This is a genomic window from Paraburkholderia fungorum (genome assembly GCF_046027215.1).
Lineage (GTDB): Bacteria > Pseudomonadota > Gammaproteobacteria > Burkholderiales > Burkholderiaceae > Paraburkholderia > Paraburkholderia fungorum_D.
On record NZ_JAQQEN010000002.1, the window covers coordinates 1,366,654 to 1,383,968 of the forward strand.

15 protein-coding genes are annotated in these 17,315 nt (G+C 62.3%); 5 read left to right on the forward strand and 10 right to left on the reverse strand.

Features of this window, described 5'->3' with window-relative positions:
* Window positions 1-578 precede the first annotated feature (578 nt).
* From PQR27_RS26735 to PQR27_RS26745, 3 genes are all read right to left on the reverse strand, one after another.
* Window positions 579-1,040: a response regulator gene (locus PQR27_RS26735; protein ID WP_408526620.1), complete on the reverse strand. Its 462-nt coding sequence runs from the start codon at window positions 1,038-1,040 to the stop codon at window positions 579-581.
* 382 nt (window positions 1,041-1,422) lie between these two features.
* The gene (locus PQR27_RS26740; RefSeq protein WP_408526621.1) at window positions 1,423-3,099 is read right to left on the reverse strand and encodes an ATP-dependent DNA ligase; all 1,677 of its coding nucleotides are present in this window, start codon (window positions 3,097-3,099) and stop codon (window positions 1,423-1,425) included.
* On the reverse strand, window positions 3,096-4,178 hold the full coding sequence (locus PQR27_RS26745) for a ligase-associated DNA damage response exonuclease (protein WP_408526622.1): 1,083 nt from the start codon (window positions 4,176-4,178) through the stop codon (window positions 3,096-3,098). Before PQR27_RS26745 ends, PQR27_RS26740 begins: the two co-directional genes overlap by 4 nt.
* 299 nt (window positions 4,179-4,477) lie before the next feature.
* On the opposite strand from PQR27_RS26745, the gene PQR27_RS26750 reads away from it, so the two are divergent.
* Together PQR27_RS26750 and zapE are read left to right on the forward strand one after the other, a co-directional pair.
* Complete coding sequence (locus tag PQR27_RS26750) at window positions 4,478-5,377, forward strand: YihY/virulence factor BrkB family protein (RefSeq protein WP_408526623.1); 900 nt, start codon at window positions 4,478-4,480, stop codon at window positions 5,375-5,377.
* 781 nt (window positions 5,378-6,158) lie between these two features.
* Window positions 6,159-7,229, forward strand: coding sequence for a cell division protein ZapE (gene zapE / locus PQR27_RS26755; protein WP_408526624.1), 1,071 nt, complete (start codon window positions 6,159-6,161; stop codon window positions 7,227-7,229).
* Window positions 7,230-7,329: 100 nt separating this feature from the next.
* On the opposite strand, the gene tkt is transcribed toward zapE, so the two are convergent.
* The 4 genes from tkt to PQR27_RS26775 all read right to left on the reverse strand — a co-directional run bounded on the left by tkt (window position 7,330) and on the right by PQR27_RS26775 (window position 10,997).
* Entirely contained in the window at window positions 7,330-9,402 is a 2,073-nt protein-coding gene (gene tkt / locus PQR27_RS26760; RefSeq protein WP_408526625.1) for a transketolase, read from the reverse strand.
* Between the two features lie 265 nt (window positions 9,403-9,667).
* Window positions 9,668-10,213 (reverse strand): cupin, encoded by a 546-nt coding sequence (locus tag PQR27_RS26765; protein WP_408526626.1) that lies wholly within the window; start codon window positions 10,211-10,213, stop codon window positions 9,668-9,670.
* A 64-nt stretch (window positions 10,214-10,277) separates the two neighbouring features.
* Window positions 10,278-10,565, reverse strand: coding sequence for a hypothetical protein (locus PQR27_RS26770; RefSeq protein WP_408526627.1), 288 nt, complete (start codon window positions 10,563-10,565; stop codon window positions 10,278-10,280).
* 186 nt (window positions 10,566-10,751) lie between these two features.
* The gene (locus PQR27_RS26775; RefSeq protein ID WP_408526628.1) at window positions 10,752-10,997 is read right to left on the reverse strand and encodes a DUF6723 family protein; all 246 of its coding nucleotides are present in this window, start codon (window positions 10,995-10,997) and stop codon (window positions 10,752-10,754) included.
* Between the two features lie 214 nt (window positions 10,998-11,211).
* Between PQR27_RS26775 and PQR27_RS26780 the strand changes: the two genes are divergently transcribed.
* Window positions 11,212-11,406: a hypothetical protein gene (locus PQR27_RS26780; RefSeq protein ID WP_408526629.1), complete on the forward strand. Its 195-nt coding sequence runs from the start codon at window positions 11,212-11,214 to the stop codon at window positions 11,404-11,406.
* A gap of 25 nt (window positions 11,407-11,431) precedes the next feature.
* On the opposite strand, the gene PQR27_RS26785 is transcribed toward PQR27_RS26780, so the two are convergent.
* Window positions 11,432-12,550, reverse strand: a complete 1,119-nt coding sequence (locus tag PQR27_RS26785) for a porin (protein ID WP_408526630.1) — start codon at window positions 12,548-12,550, stop codon at window positions 11,432-11,434.
* 187 nt (window positions 12,551-12,737) lie between these two features.
* Between PQR27_RS26785 and PQR27_RS26790 the strand changes: the two genes are divergently transcribed.
* Both PQR27_RS26790 and PQR27_RS26795 read left to right on the forward strand, forming a co-directional pair.
* On the forward strand, window positions 12,738-13,961 hold the full coding sequence (locus PQR27_RS26790; protein WP_408526631.1) for an AAA family ATPase: 1,224 nt from the start codon (window positions 12,738-12,740) through the stop codon (window positions 13,959-13,961).
* Between the two features lie 11 nt (window positions 13,962-13,972).
* Window positions 13,973-15,715, forward strand: coding sequence for a cobaltochelatase CobT-related protein (locus tag PQR27_RS26795; RefSeq protein ID WP_408526632.1), 1,743 nt, complete (start codon window positions 13,973-13,975; stop codon window positions 15,713-15,715).
* A 13-nt stretch (window positions 15,716-15,728) separates the two neighbouring features.
* Here the strand turns inward: PQR27_RS26795 and PQR27_RS26800 are convergent, their stop codons facing one another.
* Both PQR27_RS26800 and PQR27_RS26805 read right to left on the reverse strand, forming a co-directional pair.
* Complete coding sequence (locus PQR27_RS26800; protein WP_408526633.1) at window positions 15,729-16,562, reverse strand: class II glutamine amidotransferase; 834 nt, start codon at window positions 16,560-16,562, stop codon at window positions 15,729-15,731.
* Between the two features lie 69 nt (window positions 16,563-16,631).
* Window positions 16,632-17,309, reverse strand: a complete 678-nt coding sequence (locus tag PQR27_RS26805; protein WP_408526634.1) for a MarC family protein — start codon at window positions 17,307-17,309, stop codon at window positions 16,632-16,634.
* Window positions 17,310-17,315 lie beyond the last annotated feature (6 nt).

The following is a 17,315-nucleotide window of genomic DNA, read 5'->3' on the forward strand; positions in this document are numbered from 1 at the left end:
TGCTCGCGGGGCTCGCTTGTCGGTGCTTGAGGGCACGCTGCAGTCGCGCGGGGATTGAGCAATATTTGGACCTGATGGTGGGGTTTTGCCTGCGGCGGCTTGTGTTTTGCTTGTTTGGTTTGTGGTTTATTAGTGTTCCCCCTGTGCGGGGGGCACCTACTTTTCTTTGCCCACCAAGTGGACTTCCTTCGGGGCGCCGCCGCAGAAGAAAAGTAGGCAAAAGAAAGCGGCTCACACCGCTAGTTCTCAAGCGGGCCCCTGGCTTGGAGGGGACTGTGGCTCCGTAGAGATTGAGCCTGCGCACGTGCTCTCGTGAGTGACAAGGCCGTCATGCTTCCGGCGACGCTGCGCGCGCCGGGGCGGTACTTCAGTTGGCGGGCTTCGTTTCACGCTTATGTTTCCTTACGCGTGGTGCTCCCCTGCTTCTTCACGTTGTCTGTCGGCGCGCTGATATGCGCTTAATTTCAGGGTTTTTGCCTAAGGGTTTCGCGCTTCCTTAGCGCTGCGCCTCTCCTTCCTATTTTTTTCGCTGTATCCGTGAGGAGCATTAAGCATTTTTTTCAAATAGGCTCCCGCCTCTATGTCGAGCCGGCGACGTGTAGCGCCGCGGCCGATTCCAGAATGCGCAGCAGGCGCTCGGGCGTCAACGGCTTGGCGCAATGCGCGTCGAAACCCACAGCCTTCGCGCGCGCCCGGTCATCTCGTGAGGCGAATGCCGTGCACGCGATCAGCAACATGTGCGATGTCAATGGGTCGGCTCTTAGGCGGCGCGCCAGCTCAAGGCCGTCCAATCCCGGCATCTTGATGTCGAGAACCACGGCGAATGGTTGCCATTCGGTAGCCGCTTGACAGACCGCAAACGGATCGTCAAGCGCACGACAGTCAAAGCCGTCAGCTTCCAACAACATCTGCAATGCTTCAGCAGCTTCCCGGTAATCGTCCACCACCAGCACGCGACGGTGAGACGTCATCGCGTACTGGATCGGTCGCCATACTACGACGTCCTCGTTCTCGTCCATGCTGTCGTTGGGCGTCACCATCCTCTCCTTTGCGCCACGTGCGGGCACTTCGGATTGCGTCCGCAAGATTCGCTCCCGCGGCCCCAATCAAGGCCATTCATTCACCAGGTATTTGCCTCAGTCTCAGCCGTTCATGCCTCAACGCGCCGCCGCACACGGGTCACCTCTCCACCATAGCGCAAGGCGCAACGCGGTGCTTGCTGGATTGCGAAGCGCATTGCACACACCAGAGGATGACGCAGGGCACCGAATCTCGACGCAATACCGGTGAAACGCACTCCCATCGTGCACTTCGCCCTCGCCGCGTGCATCCCGTCGCTCGCTCATGTCTTCGAAGCGCGACGGCACGTCAGGGAAACCGTGAATAGGATGGCAAAGCGTTTAGGGGATTGTGCTAACGGGGTTATCCCGCACGATCGTCGATGAATCCTTTTAACATCGCCAGCGTGTCTGCATCGTCGATATGTTTGTCGGTGCGCCAGCGCAACATGCGCGGAAATCGCACCGCCACCCCCGACTTGTGACGCGGACTCGCCTGAATGCCCTCGAAGCCGATCTCGAACACCAAGGTCGGTGTCACACTGCGCACGGGTCCGAACTTTTCGATCGTGGTCTTGCGCACGATCGCATCCACCTGCCGCATTTCTTCGTCAGTCAAACCGGAATAGGCCTTTGCAAACGGTACGAGTGTGCGCATGCCGTTGGTCTCGTCCCATACGGCGAAAGTGAAATCGGTGTACAGACTGGCACGGCGGCCATGACCGCGTTGCGCGTAGACGAGCACCGCATCCACCGCATACGGATCGATCTTCCATTTCCACCATACGCCCGAGGCTTTGGTGCGGCCCACGCCATACATCGACTCGCGCTCTTTTATCATCAGACCTTCGACGCCGCGCGCCCGGCTTTCTTCACGCAACACCGCAAGTGTTTGCCAATCCGATGCTGAAATCAGCGGCGATACGCGCAATAGATCACGCGCGAGCGTTCCGTCGACGGCCATGGCTAACGCATCGAGTTGCGCGCGTCGCTCGCCAAGCGGCTTCATGCGTAAATCCTTGCCGTGCGCTTCGAGCAGATCGTAGGCGAGCAGCGTGGCAGGTGAATCGGCGAGGATCTTCTTCGTCAAAGTTTTGCGGGCAATACGCGGCTGCAATCGCGCGAACGGCAACGGCTCCGCCGCGCCAGGCTCCCACGCGAGGATTTCGCCGTCGATCACGAAGCCATCGGGTAGCGCTTCGCCTAGCGCTGCAACCTCGGGGAAACGGTCAGTGATCAGATCCTCGCCACGCGACCAGATCCACACGCGGCCGCGGCGTTTGACGAGTTGCGCGCGAATGCCGTCCCATTTCCATTCGATCTGCCACGCCGATGGTTCGCCGAGCGTCGCCGGGTCGGCCTGCAATGGATGCGCGAGAAAGAACGGATACGGCAAACCGAGATCGCTGTCGTGCGCCTGTGCGTTGAGCGCCGCGTCCTCTTCCGTTGCTTCGGGCGCGATCAACCGCAGATAGCGCGCGGCATCCGGCTTCTGTTGCGAATCAGTCCAGCCGACCATCCGCTGTGCAATCCGTTTATGATCGACGCCCGCGACTTCCGCCAGCGCCCGCACCACCAGTTGTCGCGCCACGCCGACGCGAAAGCCGCCGCCGATCAGCTTGGTCAGTAGAAAGCGGCCGCTCCAGTCGAGTTCGTCCCAATAGCTGAGCAAGCGCGTGCGCAATTCCTCCGGTGCCACGCCACGCAGTGTCAGCACGCGTTGCTCGATCCATTGCGTGAGACCGAGTTCGGAGTCGCGTTGCGCGGGCGGCAGAATATGGGCGATGGTTTCGGCCAGATCGCCGACCGCGTGGTAAGACTCTTCGAATAACCACTCGGGCAGCCCGGCGCGCTCACGGGCGAGTTCGCTTAGCAAACGCGTCGGCACTGATTGACGCGGCTTGCCACCAGCAAGAAAGTACGACGCCCACGCAGCGTCTTCCGGCGCGGTGGCGGCGAAATAACTCGTGAGCGCCGCGAGTTTATCGTTCGTGGAGGTCGTCGCGTCGAGCGCGGTGTACAGGGCTGCGAAGCGTTTCATGCCGCACTCTCCGCGCTTGTGTCGACTGCATCCGCTGCATCCGCTTCGACAGTGTCGTCGCCGTATTGCGTTTCGAATGCGCCCGCTTCGAGCCCCTGTTCGCGCAGCCAGCGCACCATCGCCTCGACCGAGCCATGGGTAACAATGACCCGTTGCGCGCCGGTCGCCTGAATCGCCGTTTGAAGACCCGGCCAGTCCGCGTGATCCGACAATACGAAGCCACGATCGACCCCGCGTCGGCGCCGTGCGCCACGCAGACGCATCCAGCCTGACGCAAACGCGTCGCTATAGTCGCCGAAGCGCCGCAGCCATGCGCTGCCCTGAGCGGACGGCGGCGCCAAGATCAACGCCTGGCTGAAAAGCGCCTTGTCTTTTGCCGGCACTTCGCTCACGAGGCGCACCGGCGGCAGGCGCACGCCCGCTTCCCGATATGCCCGGTTAAGCGGTTCGACGGCCCCATGACAGAAGATCGGCCCAATGCCCGCATCGACGCTTGCCAGCACGCGCTGCGCTTTGCCGAACGAATAGCAGAACAGCACCGAGGCGCGCCCTTGCGATGCGTTGTGGCGCCACCATGAATCGACGCCGTCGAACACGGCTTGCGGCGCATCCCAGCGATAGATAGGCAGACCGAAGGTCGATTCGGTGATGAAGGTCTCGCACTGCACGGGTTCGAAGGCATCGCAGGTCGGATCGGGGTCGAGCTTATAGTCGCCGGATGCGACCCATACGCGCCCGTTGTGCTCGATCCTGATCTGCGACGACCCCAACACATGGCCTGCGGGATGAAGCGACACGACCACACCGTTGAGCGTGAGCCGCTCGCCGTACGCGACGGTTTGCAGCGTGATGCCAGGCAGACGCGAGAGCAGCACGTTCGCACCGGCTTGCGATGCAAGATAGTGCCGATGGCCGAAGCGCGCGTGATCGGCATGTGCATGCGTGATCACGGCGCGGTCGACTGGCTGCCACGGATCGATATAGAAGTCCCCCGGCGGACAATACAGCCCCTCCGGTCGCGCGACGACGAGGTCCGCGGCGTCTGCAGCGATATTCAATGGCGGTTCTGACAAAGCCATCGGTAAATTCCAGACGCCCAAACGATAGGATTGTCTGGGCCACATGGCTCAGACCGCATGGTTCCATCGTGCGGGCAAGTTCAGTTGCGGGTTGGGTACGGATCGCCATGCACGCCACGGACGTGTGGTGACTACCTGCGTAGGGCCAAATTGAACCGGAACCAAGCAAATCACATTCCCGGGTGCACATTGCCGCGCGGTGCTGCTTGGGTATGGCTGAATTCTTGCTTGATGTACACGAGGAGCGCGGCGACTCGGGTCCTTCCTGGCGCCTTTGGCGACGCGCAATGTGAGGAGCCATGCAGACCATCATCGACGGGCACGCGCTGTATGTGGCGCGACACCCTGGCACTTTTTTCATGGCGACGCTGAAGGCGTTCCGCGCGAATCAGGGTTTGTTGCTGGCGGGCGCGGTGGCTTATTACGCGTTGTTGTCGATTGTGCCGTTGATGATTCTGATTGTGATTGCGTTATCGCGCGTGGTGCCGCAGCACGTTTTGCTGGCGGCGCTCGGTCATCTTTTGCAGTGGCTGGTGCCGGGCCAATCCAGCGCGCTGGTGCATGAACTGGCCAATTTTCTGGCGCACCGCGCGGTGATTGGCTGGGTGTTGTTGCTGACGATGATTTTTTTCAGTTCGCTTGCGTTTACGGTGCTTGAGAATGCGATGTCATTGATTTTCGTGCATCGCGTGGTGGTTCGGCGTAGACACTTTCTGCTCTCGGCGATGCTGCCGTATTGCTACATTCTTTTTCTGGGCGTTGGGTTGTTGATTGTCACGTTCGTGTCGAGTGGGCTGGAGGCAGTGGGGGCTGAGGGTATCGAGTTATTTGGCACGCATGTTTCATTGCAGGGGTTGTCGCGGGTCGTGTTGTATCTGCTGGGGCTTGCGGGCGAGGTTTTTGTGTTGACCTCGATATACCTGGTGATGCCGGTTGGGCGGCCTTCCATCAAACACGCACTGTTTGGCGGCGTGGTCGCCGCGGTGTTGTGGGAGATTACGCGGCACGTGCTGGTTTGGTATTTTTCTACGCTGTCGCAGGTGAGTGTGGTGTATGGGTCGCTCACGATGGCGATTGTTATTCTGTTCAGTCTGGAGTGGCTCGCTACGCTGCTATTGTTTGGAGCACAGGTGATTTCGCAATACGAACAATTCGGGGTTAGTGCGGCTGGGGCGCCGCGGGGGATTGAGATTGGATGAGGTTTGTTTTTTGCCTTTGGCGGCGGCATTTCCTTGTTCTTGCCTCTTTGGCCTTTCCTTGCTTTCTTATTGGTCTATTTGTGTTCCCCCTGTGCGGGGGGGCACCTACTTTTCTTTGCCCACCAAGTGGACTTCCTTCGGGGCGCCGCCGCAAAGAAAAGTAGGCAAAAGAAAGCGGCTCCAACCGCCAACATTTAAGCGGCTCCCCTGGCTTGGAGGGGATCGTGGCTCCGTAGAGATTGAGCCTGCGCACCTGCTCTCGTGAGTGACCAGGCCGTCATTCCTCCGGCGACGCTGCGCGCGCCGGGGCGGTACTTCATCAAACCGCCCGCCGGGTTTGGGCCATGCGGTTTGCCGAAGCGCCCGACGTATTTCGGCGCCTCGCCGAGGCGAAGCCGATGGCCCCGCTCGCGCACAAACGAAGCCGATGGTTTCCCTGGTGGACCCATCCGCGACGCACGCAGTGCGGAGTGGGAGCGAATGACGGCTGTGTCACAGACACTAATGGACCGAGGTGTGATCCGTTTATCGCACCACAATCCCCTCTAAGCCAGGGGACCCACTTAAGAACTAGCGGTGTGAGCCGCTTTCTTTTGCCTACTTTTCTTTGCGGCGGCAAAGAAAAGTAGGTGCCCCCCCGCACAGGGGGAACACAAATAGACCAATAAGAAAACAAGAAAAGGCCAAAGCGGCAAGAACCAGGAAATGCCGCCGCCAAAGGCAAAAAAACCCTAAAATCACGCGTCACCGCCCACCCAAACAGACACCAGGCACAAACCCAATGCCCACCGAAGCTCAGGTGCTCAAAACCCTAACCGCCCACGGCATCCACCCCGATGCAGCTCAATGCGAAGCAATCTCAGCCCTCATCGCGCTGCTCGCTTCCATCGGACAACCGGCGCGCTCAGCCGCCATCAACCGTCCCCAGGGCGTCTACTGCCACGGCTTGCCAGGACGTGGCAAAAGCCTCATGGTCGACACCGTGTTCGAGTTAGCGAACTACCAAAAGCGACGTCTGCATTTCCACGAATTTCTGCGCGAAATGAACCGCCGCCTGGTCAGCGCGCCACGCAGCGACGATCGGCTCGGCTCAGTCGCGAAACAATGGCTCGATGGCATCGAACTTCTCTGCTTCGACGAATTCCACGTCCATGACATCGCCGATGCCTTCCTGATGGGCCGGTTTCTCGATACCGCCATCGATCTGGGTGTACGCATTGTGCTGACCTCGAACTACGCACCCGATGCGCTACTGTCCAACCCGGAATTTCACGAGCGCTTCCTGCCGACTATCGAACAGATCAAACGCAACTTCACCGTGATTCATTTCGACGGCGCGCGTGATTATCGTTTCGGCGGCGAAGAAGCACCGCTGCCGCATTTTTTCGCCCCGCTCGACGCAACAACACGCGAAGCGCTCGCGAACATTTTCGAGCGCTACGAAGGCGACGAAGCACTCGCGCCCGTCACGCTCTCCGCAGCAGGCCGGCCGCTTGCCGCACGCGCAGCCGGCGCAGCATTGCTATGGGCGGATTTCGAAGCGCTATGCGTAGCGAACCGCTCGCACCTCGATTACCTCGACCTCGCCGAACAGTGTCAGGGCCTGATTCTCGACAATCTGCATACCGGGTGGCTCGCGACATCGCACACCTTGCAGCGTTTTATCTGGCTGGTCGATATCTTCTACGACCGCAAGCACGCGCTATTCATCGCGTCCGATCAGCCGATCGAGGCCGCCCTCAGTGGGCTCGAAGGCGCGCACGATCTGTCGCGAACGCTGAGCCGCCTTGCTGAAATGCAGTCGCGCGCCTATCGCAATACGCTCGACGGGCTGACGATTTCACCAGACTGAAATGAAAAAACCGGCGCACGTGCTGCCGCCGGTCTCTTCCCTACACCCAATTCCCTCGATGCATCGGGCCGGGCGCATCACGCCTGACTGCGCTTCCCCGTCACTTCCCCTGCACCCGCGCAATCTGCTGCTTCGCCTCTGCATACACATGGTCGGGCGTAAAGCCGAACTTCTTCTTCAGTTCGCTCAACGGCGCGGACGCGCCGAACGTACGCATCACCACCAGCGCGCCCTGCCGTCCCACGTAACGCTCCCAACCCATCGACGCAGCCTGCTCGACGGCCACCCGCGCCTCGACATCGCGCGGCAGCACCGAGTCCCGGTACGCCTCGTCCTGGCGCTCGAAGATATCCCACGACGGCATCGACACCACGCGTGCCGCAATCCCTTCGCTCTTGAGCTTCTCGTAGACGTCGACGCAGATCGATACCTCACTGCCAGTAGCAAGCAATAGCACCTGAGGCGTCTGTCCATCGGGCGCGTCGGCCAGCACGTAGGCGCCCTTTTGCACGCCCTCGGCCGACGCATAGCGGCTTCGGTCGAAGGTCGGCAACGCCTGCCTCGACAGGACGATGCAGGACGGCCGCCGCGGATGCGATAGCGCCACGCGCCAGGATTGCGCGACTTCGTTCGCGTCGCCGGGACGCAGCACGGTCAGCCCCGGCACAGCCCGCAGCGAAGCCAGTTGCTCGACCGGTTGATGAGTCGGACCGTCCTCACCCAGGCCAATCGAATCGTGCGTGAACACAAAGACGGCCGGCACTTCCATGATTGCCGAGAGACGGATCGGCGGCTTCATATAGTCGCTGAAAATCAGGAAGGTCGAACCAAACGCGCGCAAATTCGACAACGCGAGGCCGTTCACCACCGCGCCCATCCCATGCTCGCGAATCCCGAAGTGCAGGTTGCGTCCGCCATAACTGTCGTGTTCGAAGCTGCCCGCGCCTTCGAATTTCAGATTGGTTTTGGTGGACGGCGACAGATCGGCCGAGCCGCCGATAACCCACGGCACCCGCGCGGCAATCGCATTGAGGACCTTGCCGGAGGAGTCGCGCGACGCCACGCCCTTCGGATCCGCATCGAACGTCGGGATATCGGCGTCCCAGCCCGCGGGCAATTCGTGTGCTTCGATCTGTGCAAATTCGTGCGCCAGGTCCGGGTATTTCGTCTTGTACGCATCGAACTTCGCCAGCCATTCCTCGCGCGCCGCCTTGCCGCGTGCGCCGACGCCTTGTGCGAAACGTTCGTGCACACCGTCCGGTACATAGAAGAATTTGTCTTCGGGCCAGCCGTACGACTTCTTGGCGAGTGCGACTTCTTCGACGCCAAGCGGTTCGCCATGCGCGGCCGACGAGTCCTGCTTGTGCGGCGCACCCCAGCCAATGATGCTGTGAACCACGATCAGCGTCGGCTTGTCCTTGACGCTTTTCGCTTCGACCAAAGCCGCTTCGAGCGCGGCGGCGTCGTTCGCATCGCTGACGTGCAGCGTATGCCAGTTGTAGCCGCGAAACCGGGTCTCCACGTCGTCGCTATAGGCGAGGTCGGTGTGGCCTTCGATCGTCACGCGATTGCTGTCATAAATCCAGGTGAGGTTCGACAGCCGCAGATGCCCGGCAAGCGATGCCGCTTCGTGCGAAATGCCTTCCATCATGTCGCCGTCGCCGCAAAGCGTGTAGACGTGGTAATCGAACAGCGGTGCATCCGGCTTGTTGAAGCGGCTTTCGTACCAGCGCCCGGCCATCGCCATGCCAACGCTGTTACCCAGCCCCTGGCCGAGCGGCCCGGTGGTGGTTTCCACGCCAGTGGTCATGCGGTACTCGGGGTGCCCGGGCGTGTTGCTGTCGAGCTGGCGGAAATGTTCGATATCGTCGAGCGAGACAGCGGGCCGAGTGGTGGGCTTGCCGTCGTCGTCCACGGCCTTGACGTTGGCCAGATGCAGCGTCGAGTAAAGCAGCATCGACGCATGTCCCACCGAGAGCACGAAGCGGTCGCGATTCGGCCAAAGCGGCTGGTCCGGGTCATAGCGCAAATGGTTTTGCCATAGATGATAGACAACCGGCGCCAGCGCCATCGGCGTGCCGGGGTGACCGGAATTGGCCTTTTGCACAGCGTCCATCGACAGTGTGCGAATCGTGTTGATACACAACTGGTCGAGGGCGGGATCGTTTTGCATGGGACACTCCTTGTTCGGCGATTGAAGACATCGCCGGGCACGCGCTGGACGGTCGTACCCGGCGCAACGTATTCAGGTGGAAGAACGCATGAGGAACCGCAGCCAGCCTCGTCGATGATGCGCCGATGCGCGCAAATCTGCACGGCGCTTTACACCTTCGCCGCGTGATACGACTTTCGGGGCCAAACTTTCAGCCAGCCTGCGGTTTCAACTGAAGAATAGGCGCCGCGCATCTGTTCGCCCGCAACTGGGCGCCTGAGGAAATTCAGGCCGCGTGCAGCCAGTGTTCGACGAGCGGGCCGTGTTTGCCGTCGATCGGATCCGTGGCGGGAAACGGCAACGCATCCATCGCAGCATGCTCCGGTGGCGTCAGGGCCTCGCGGCGGATGTCCCATTGCTGCCCAGCCGGATAGCCGCCCACCACCTGAAAGTGGCGCGCGCACGACTGCAGACAATGGCCGGTCCCCGCCGGCAGGAGCAACGCGTCGCCGGCGCTGATCGTCACCACACGCCCACCTGGCCCGCCGACGATCACATCGGCGACGCCTGATGCGACCCCAAGTACCTCGTGCGCGGTCGCGTGAAAGTGGTGGTAGTCGAAAATGCCATCGCGCCACTGCGGCGGCCACTGATTGCCTTCGAAGAGAATTTCGAACCCGGCGGCAAGGTCGCCGCAGTCCGGGGCGAGAGCGTGCCGGTAAATCACGACCGGTAGATTGCGGTTATTCGGCACCCATTCGTGCGGTTCCAGCATGAACACTTCATAGCTGGTCTGAACCATGCCAAACCCGTGCTTCGAATCGTTGTACATAACTTGCTCCCGTGCTTTCAGGTGTTCGCGGCATGCCCTGAAGCGTCGCGCACGATGTCCGGCATCAGTGCTTGCGTTGCGACTCGCGGCCCCCGCCACCCGGCGGCTCGGCGTGCCCGCCGGTGCCAAGCGGCACTTCGGCAGTCTGCGCCGGACGCTCGCCCGAACGCGGCGGATTGGTTTGCGCTGCCACGTCCGTCTGTTCAACCGGCTCGATGCCAAGCGGACTGGGTTCGACATAGTGCGTCCCGCTCGGCTTGCTACGCGGCTTCGAGTCTGGCGTCACATCCGGTGTCGCATCGGGCGTCGAGCCCGTCGCGCCGGCATTCTTGCAAGGTTGTGTGTCCTGCATGTCGCTCTCCTTGAGATCGGCTACTCCGCTGATGAAGCAACAATCGGTCCCCGTCCACGAAGCGCGCGCAGTGGCGCATGGGTCCGGTGGTTACGCCGCAAAGACGGCAGGCCTGAGCCAGATTTTGTAAAAAGGAGCGGCATTCATTGCCACACCCGTTGCCGCACCGGAACATGCCGCCGTGCGTTACTTCTCCGGGGCAGCGCGGTCCGCGGCGACGATCTCGCGGCCGTAGTCGATCGCGGCACGGCGCGCCTCGTCCGCGGTCTCGAACGGCCCGATCTCTGGCGCGCCGTCGAATGGAAACAGAATCTTCCGGTCGGATTTTCTGACGACTTTCAGCCCACCTATGTAACGGCCGTCGCCGGTTCCGTGATAGCTGGCGTAGATCTCGAAGTTGTCGTCAGCCACGTCGGCCTTATGTCGCGCCATTTCTGATGTCCCTTATCCCTGCACCCTGGTGCGTCGCCCTGCGGTGTCGTCTGTGCCGGGCCTTTCGACGGCGTCGCGTCTATGCGAACGTCGAGCAATACCCGTTCCACGCAACGCGGGACCTGAATGGGCGGGGACATCACGGGCGATGGCATGGGGATTGCACGCGGAAAGGCGAAACCAGCAAAACGCCTCGCACGTCATGGAGATAACAATGTATTCATCGAGCACGCGCTATCCGCTCGCGCTGCACACGCCGATGCCACCGGAAGTGGACCCGGACGCGCCGCTGCCGACAGTCGATCCCAATCCGGCGTCAGAACCGGACGAGAATCCGCTTCCCGATCCGGGCCGCGCGCCTGAAGGCGATCCGCCCGTAAAGCCGCCGCCGGTGAGCATGTTCGGATAGCGTTGTCACGCAATGAGGCGGCGCCTCAGAACTGATGCAGCATGCCGACGTAAGCGCCGGTCTGCGATTCGCCGGCCAGCGGACTCGTGTTGTTGGTGGCATCACGCGGCGATGCTTCGAGCGAGAAATTCGCGTTGTTGCTGTTGCGCACATAGCCCACCGTGCCGTACAGAAAGGTGCGCTTCGACAGGTTATAGGTAGTGCCGAGCACGTACATCATGGCGTGGCCGGCCGGATCGTGAGCGGCGTCGCCGCTGCCGTCGCCGACCTTCACATAGAAGCCGCCTGCCGTCACCGCCCAGCGCGACTGGAAGCTATAGGTCGCGCCCAGCCAGTAGTGATCCGCGGAGTCGGCCACACCTGCGGGCGAGTCCGGCGCGGCGTAATGCGTATAGGCGCCCTGAATCTTCACCGAATCGAAATGCACGTTCACGCCGACGAAATACTCGCGCGAACTCTGGAAGATATTGCTGAGGCGGCCGTTGCTGTCGCGCAGTTCGTCATAGATGCCGCGTACGTCGAAGAGCTTCGAGTGATACGTCAGCATGATGCCGTCCGAGCGGCCGAACTCGCCGCTCGCTCCGCTGTTGAAAGCGCCCGGCTGATTGCCGAAGGCATATTGCCCCTGCACGTCGAAGCCCCAGAACACCGGGCTGTGATACTCGACGTTGTTGCTGGTCTGCTGCCAGTTACGCCCACGCACGAGTGAGGCCGACGAAAACGCCTGCTGCACGAACGGATCGAACTCCCACACGCCGTCGCTATCGATAAACAGATTGCGGCCGGCCTGCAGCGTACCCCACTGCTCGCTCTTCAGGCCCGCGAACGCCCGCCGTGACCATAAGCGGCCGCCGCTGGTGGTGCCGTTCATGATCTGCAAACCGGTCTCGAGGTTGAAGATCGCGTTCAATCCGCCGCCCAGATCTTCATTGCCTTTGAAGCCGAGCATGCTGGTGCCCCAGTCGCCGCCCTCGGCGCTCCAGCGGCTTGCAGTGCCGCCCGCACCATTGTTGATGTGATTCAGGTATTCCACACCGCCGTCGAGGCGGCCATATAACGACACACTTGTTTGACCGTACACCAGCGAGCTGGCCAACGGACTCACTACCGCCAGGGCAGCCACCAGTCTTGTATGGAATCTCATGGGTTTGCCGTGTGATTTTTGTGTCGCCTTGCAGGACAAAGCGGGCTGCGCATCAGCACCGAATCGCCACACCCCGAAGCAAGTCCCCTGGCGGGCGATCGAAAGGTACTCACGATAAGATAGTCGGTCATCCGGCGTCAGCCAAATCGAAACGCACGATTCGTTATTAACCCTTCACCCTTTGCCCATGAACGCGCCTGAATTGACTGAAGACGAAAACCTCGGCCTCTACCAGCGGGCGACCGAGCACGGCGCGGAATGGTGGCGCGTCAGCATCGCGGACCGGCCGGAAAATTACCGGCTGGAGCATGGCATGGATGACGGCAACGGCGCGTCGGCGGTCGATATCGATCTGGTGGTCGACGCGGAGAATCTCCGCGCGAAGCTCAAGAAATGGCGGCGCGAAGGCTTTGCGATCGATACGGGCGATGCCGCGAATGAACCGTTCCCCGCCGAACGGGTCGCCTTCATGCCCGAGTTGCAGCGCGTGGCGGCGCTGACATTAGCGGCAAGACAGCAGCGCGTTGCACGCCGCGCCGAGAGCGTGCGGATCGGCCATGTCGAGGTGCCCTGCGGCAGGGAGAACCCGCTGGTGCCGCGCATCAACAACGCCTATCTGTTCTCCGCGCGCTTTAACGACATCGTCGAGGATATCGTCGAGAACCGGCGCGTGATGCTGATCGGCCATACCGGCGCCGGCAAGACCAGCCTGATCGAACAGGTCGCGGCGCGCTCACGGCATGGCGTCTTGCGCTCGAACATGAACGGCCAGACCACCGTCGGCGATTTTGTCGGCTTCTGGACGGTCAAGGGCGGCGAAACCATCTGGGTCGACGGCGTGTTGCCCACGGCGATGCGCGAAGGCTTGTGGCTGATCGTCGACGAGATCGATTTCGCCGAGCCGTCGATTCTCGCCGCGCTGACCGCCGTGCTCGAACCGCATGGCCGTCTCGTGCTGAAGGAAAAAGGCAATGAGATCGTGGCACCGCATCCGGCCTTCCGGCTCTTCGCCACCGCCAATGCGGTCGGCGCGATGAGCCAGTTCCGTCATCTGTACCAGGGCGCGAATCTGATGAACGAGGCGTTTCTCGATCGCTGGCGCGTCTATCTGCTCGACTATCTGTCGCCCGCCGAAGAAGCCGATGTGCTGGTGCGAACCCTCGCCCCGCATATGACGCGCGCGCTCGCCACCACGCTCGCGGCGATCGCCGCCGATTGCCGCGCGGCGTTCGCGCGCGAGGATCTGTCGAGCGCATTCTCGACACGGCGCCTGCTCGACTGGGCCGAGCTGATGTTGCGCACCGGCGACCCCGAGCGCGCCGCCGGCCCGGCCATCTACGCGAAGGTCAGCCCGGAGGACGCCGCGCTGATTCGCGGCATCGTTCGTCATCACATCGCGCCGGCTGCCTGACGGTGAACGCAATGCATGCAACGCGCGACACGCGGGGCTTCGCGTTCGAATCGACGCTCGGCAAGGTCGCGCGCGTGCTCACCGGACAATATGGCGTAAGCGTTGCGTTCAGCCCCGACGGGCCGCGCGTCGAACCCGGCCGCATTGTGATTCCCGATTACGCATTGAGCGGCGGGGTCGAGCGCGACGTGCTGATCGGCTATCTGGACTTGCTGGTGGCGCGCGCCAAACATTCGTCGCTGGCGCAACTCGGCGCGCTGCCGCCCGGTGTCACGGCGAGGCTCGCGCAGGTGATCGAAGACCGCCGCGTGTGCACGCAATTGCTCGACGAATATCCGGGCGCGCGCTGGTTTATCGGCAAATTGCGCGCGCATGCCGCCGAACAGGCGCGGCAACGCTGGCCAAAACTGCATTGGCGCGACCGGCTGGTGTGGCTGGTGGAACGCGCGCTATGGGACGAAACCCCGACCTTGATCGAGGCGAGCCATTCGCTGCTGGCCGCCCTGCACGCCGCTCAGGATCTGCTGGACGCGGCGCGCGCGAGCCATTCGAGCGCGCATAGCGTTGCGGCCGCGCAGGCGCTGGTGGTGCGCGTGCGGGCCTTGTCGGCGGGCGAAGCCAACAGCATGATGTTCACGGCCGATCCTATCGAGGATATCGATACGGACACGGTGGCGTCCTCGTCCGAACCGTTCAGTGACGACGATGCCGCCCGTCCGGATCACCACGACAGCGCCGCGCCGCCGTCCGATCAGAGCGGCGGCGCTCAGGCGGACAACGCAGTCGGCATGGGTCAATCGCTCGCCGATGCACAACAGCCGTCCGCCCGCTCCGAAGGCGAAGCGGCCGCCGCGGGCGACGCCGTTCGCGCGCGGTTATCGATCCCGCTCGCCACTGAATTCGACGAACTCACCGACCTCACCGGCCAGGGCGACACCGCCGCGTGGCGCGAACTGCGCGCGCAGGCCCGTGCGGAAACCGCGCCGCTCAAGGAGAAACTCGAACGCGCGTTGAGCGCCGACGAACGCACCCGCTGGCGTCGCGAACAGGAGCGCGGTGAAATCGATCGCACCTCGCTGGCGAAGCTCGCCACCTCGCCCGGTTATCGCACGCCGTTTCGCACCCAGCGGGCGGCCAAAGGACGGGATGTCGCCGTCACCTTGCTGATCGACCGCAGCGGTTCGATGGCCGGGCGCAAGATCGAACTCGCGCGGCTGTGCGCAAGCGCGCTGTGCGATGCGCTGACGCAGTTGTCGTTCGACTGCGAAGTGCTCGGCTACTGCTCGCTCGAATCCGCGCCAATGAAGCAGCTCCATGAGCGGCAACGGTTAGCCGGCGTGGACTTGCGGCGCTATAACCGGTTCGTCGAGCGGCTCGATCTGAAAGTCTACAAACGCTTCGGCGCGACGGATCTGAGCGGCATTGCCGCCATCGATTGCGGCCACGAGAATCCGGACGGCGAGGCGCTGGCCTGGGCGGCGACGCGGCTCGCTGACCATCCGGCCGAGCGGCGCATCCTGATCGTGTTCTCCGACGGCTACCCGTCCACCGGCGACGGCGATCCGCAGGTGCTGCGCAGCGACCTGCGCGAACGCGTGGCGGCAATCGGCAAACGCGGCATCGAACTGGTGGGGATCGGCGTGCTTACCGATGCGGTTGAAGATTTCTATCCGCACAACGTGGTCGTGAGCCGCCTTGCCGAATTGCCGTCAACGGTGTTCTCGGTGCTGAGCACGATGCTGCTGACGCGCTGACAGTCCAGCCGGGCTAAGCCAGATGCGGCCTGAACGGATACCGCTCGATCTCGCCGCCGCGCGCGACCACCACCGTGCTCTCCGCAATCTCTTCCCACCAGCCCGGCAAATCCGCGAGCGGCTCCGATAACACCAGAAACGCGTTCTCGCCGGCCGCGACAATGCGCGGGTCGTCCGGATACAGCTCGTGCAGATGCCTGAACGAGTTGCTATGAAAGAGCGAGCGCGACTGCCCTTCGCTCGAATAACGCACCGCCACGATCTGTTCGCCGTCGGTCGCGCACACCGTCATGTTGAGCGGCTCGTCCACGCCATGCTTGCGCCCGGTTTCCTCGACGAAACCCACCATCCGCTCGAGCGCGGTGGCCGGCGCCAGCTCCAGGCCGAAGGTCAGCGCCAGATAGAACAGCACCTCGGAGTCCGTCGAGCCTTCGATCGACGGGAACAGATCGGGATCGACCGCCATCATCAGATCGCGGCGCACGGTCGGATAATTGCGTACAAGGCCGTTATGCATAAACAGCCAGCGGCCATAGCGGAACGGATGACAGTTGGTTTCCTGCGAAGGCGTGTCGGTCGCCGCGCGGATATGCGCGACGAACAGCGGCGCCCGGATCGCCCGCGCCGCCTCGCGCAGATTGCGGTCGCTCCATGCCGGCTGGATGCAGCGATAGCGATACGGGATGTCGGTGGGAAGGCCGTACCAGCCGATGCCGAAGCCGTCGCCATTGGTGGTGGTCTGGCCGAGCCGCGAATGCAGGCTCTGATCGATCAGGGAGTGTTTGACATTGAACAGCACCGTTTCGAGTTGAAGCGGATTGCCGGTATAAGCGAGCCAGCGACACATGAGTTTCCCTCCTGTCCCGTGAACATCTGACCGGCCCGGCGCGGCGCGCCGTGAGGCTGCGGTCTCGATCTATTTGACCACCGGCTGCAGCGTTGCAATCGGGATCAGGAATTCGGAGAAGCCGGTCAACATGATCTGCACGCCGATGCACAACAGCAGGAACGACGATACGCGCATCGCTACCTTGGTGCCTTCCACGCCCAGATATCTGGCGAAAATCACCGCACGGCTATAGATCAGATAAACCGTGGCGGCCACCGCAAGCGAAATCACCACGGACGCGATGCTCGACAGCACGAACTCCGACAGTTTATGCGTGCGGTTCGCCGTCAGCGCGATCGCGGTGGCGATCGAGCCGGGGCCAGTGGTAAGGGGAATGGTCAGCGGGAAGAACGCCTTCGACATCGCATTGTCCGCGTCCACGCGCTTGACCGCCGGCCCCTCGGCCGGTTGTGTATCGGGCGCATTGAGCATCTGCCAGCCGCCCACCGCCACGGCCAGACCACCGCCGATGCGCAGCGCCTGCATCGAAATCCCGAAGAAATGCAGGATTGGCGTACCGACAAAAAACACCACCAGCAGCACGCACAGCACATTGATGGCGATTTTTTTGGCGAGCGCGTTGCGCTCCTCCGTGGTCAATGAAGCAGTCCGGTCCAGGAAGACGAATGCGATGCCAATTGGGTTGATGATGCTGATCAGCCCGGTAAAGCCAAACAGAATGTCCGAGATCAGACTGTCGACCATATGCGA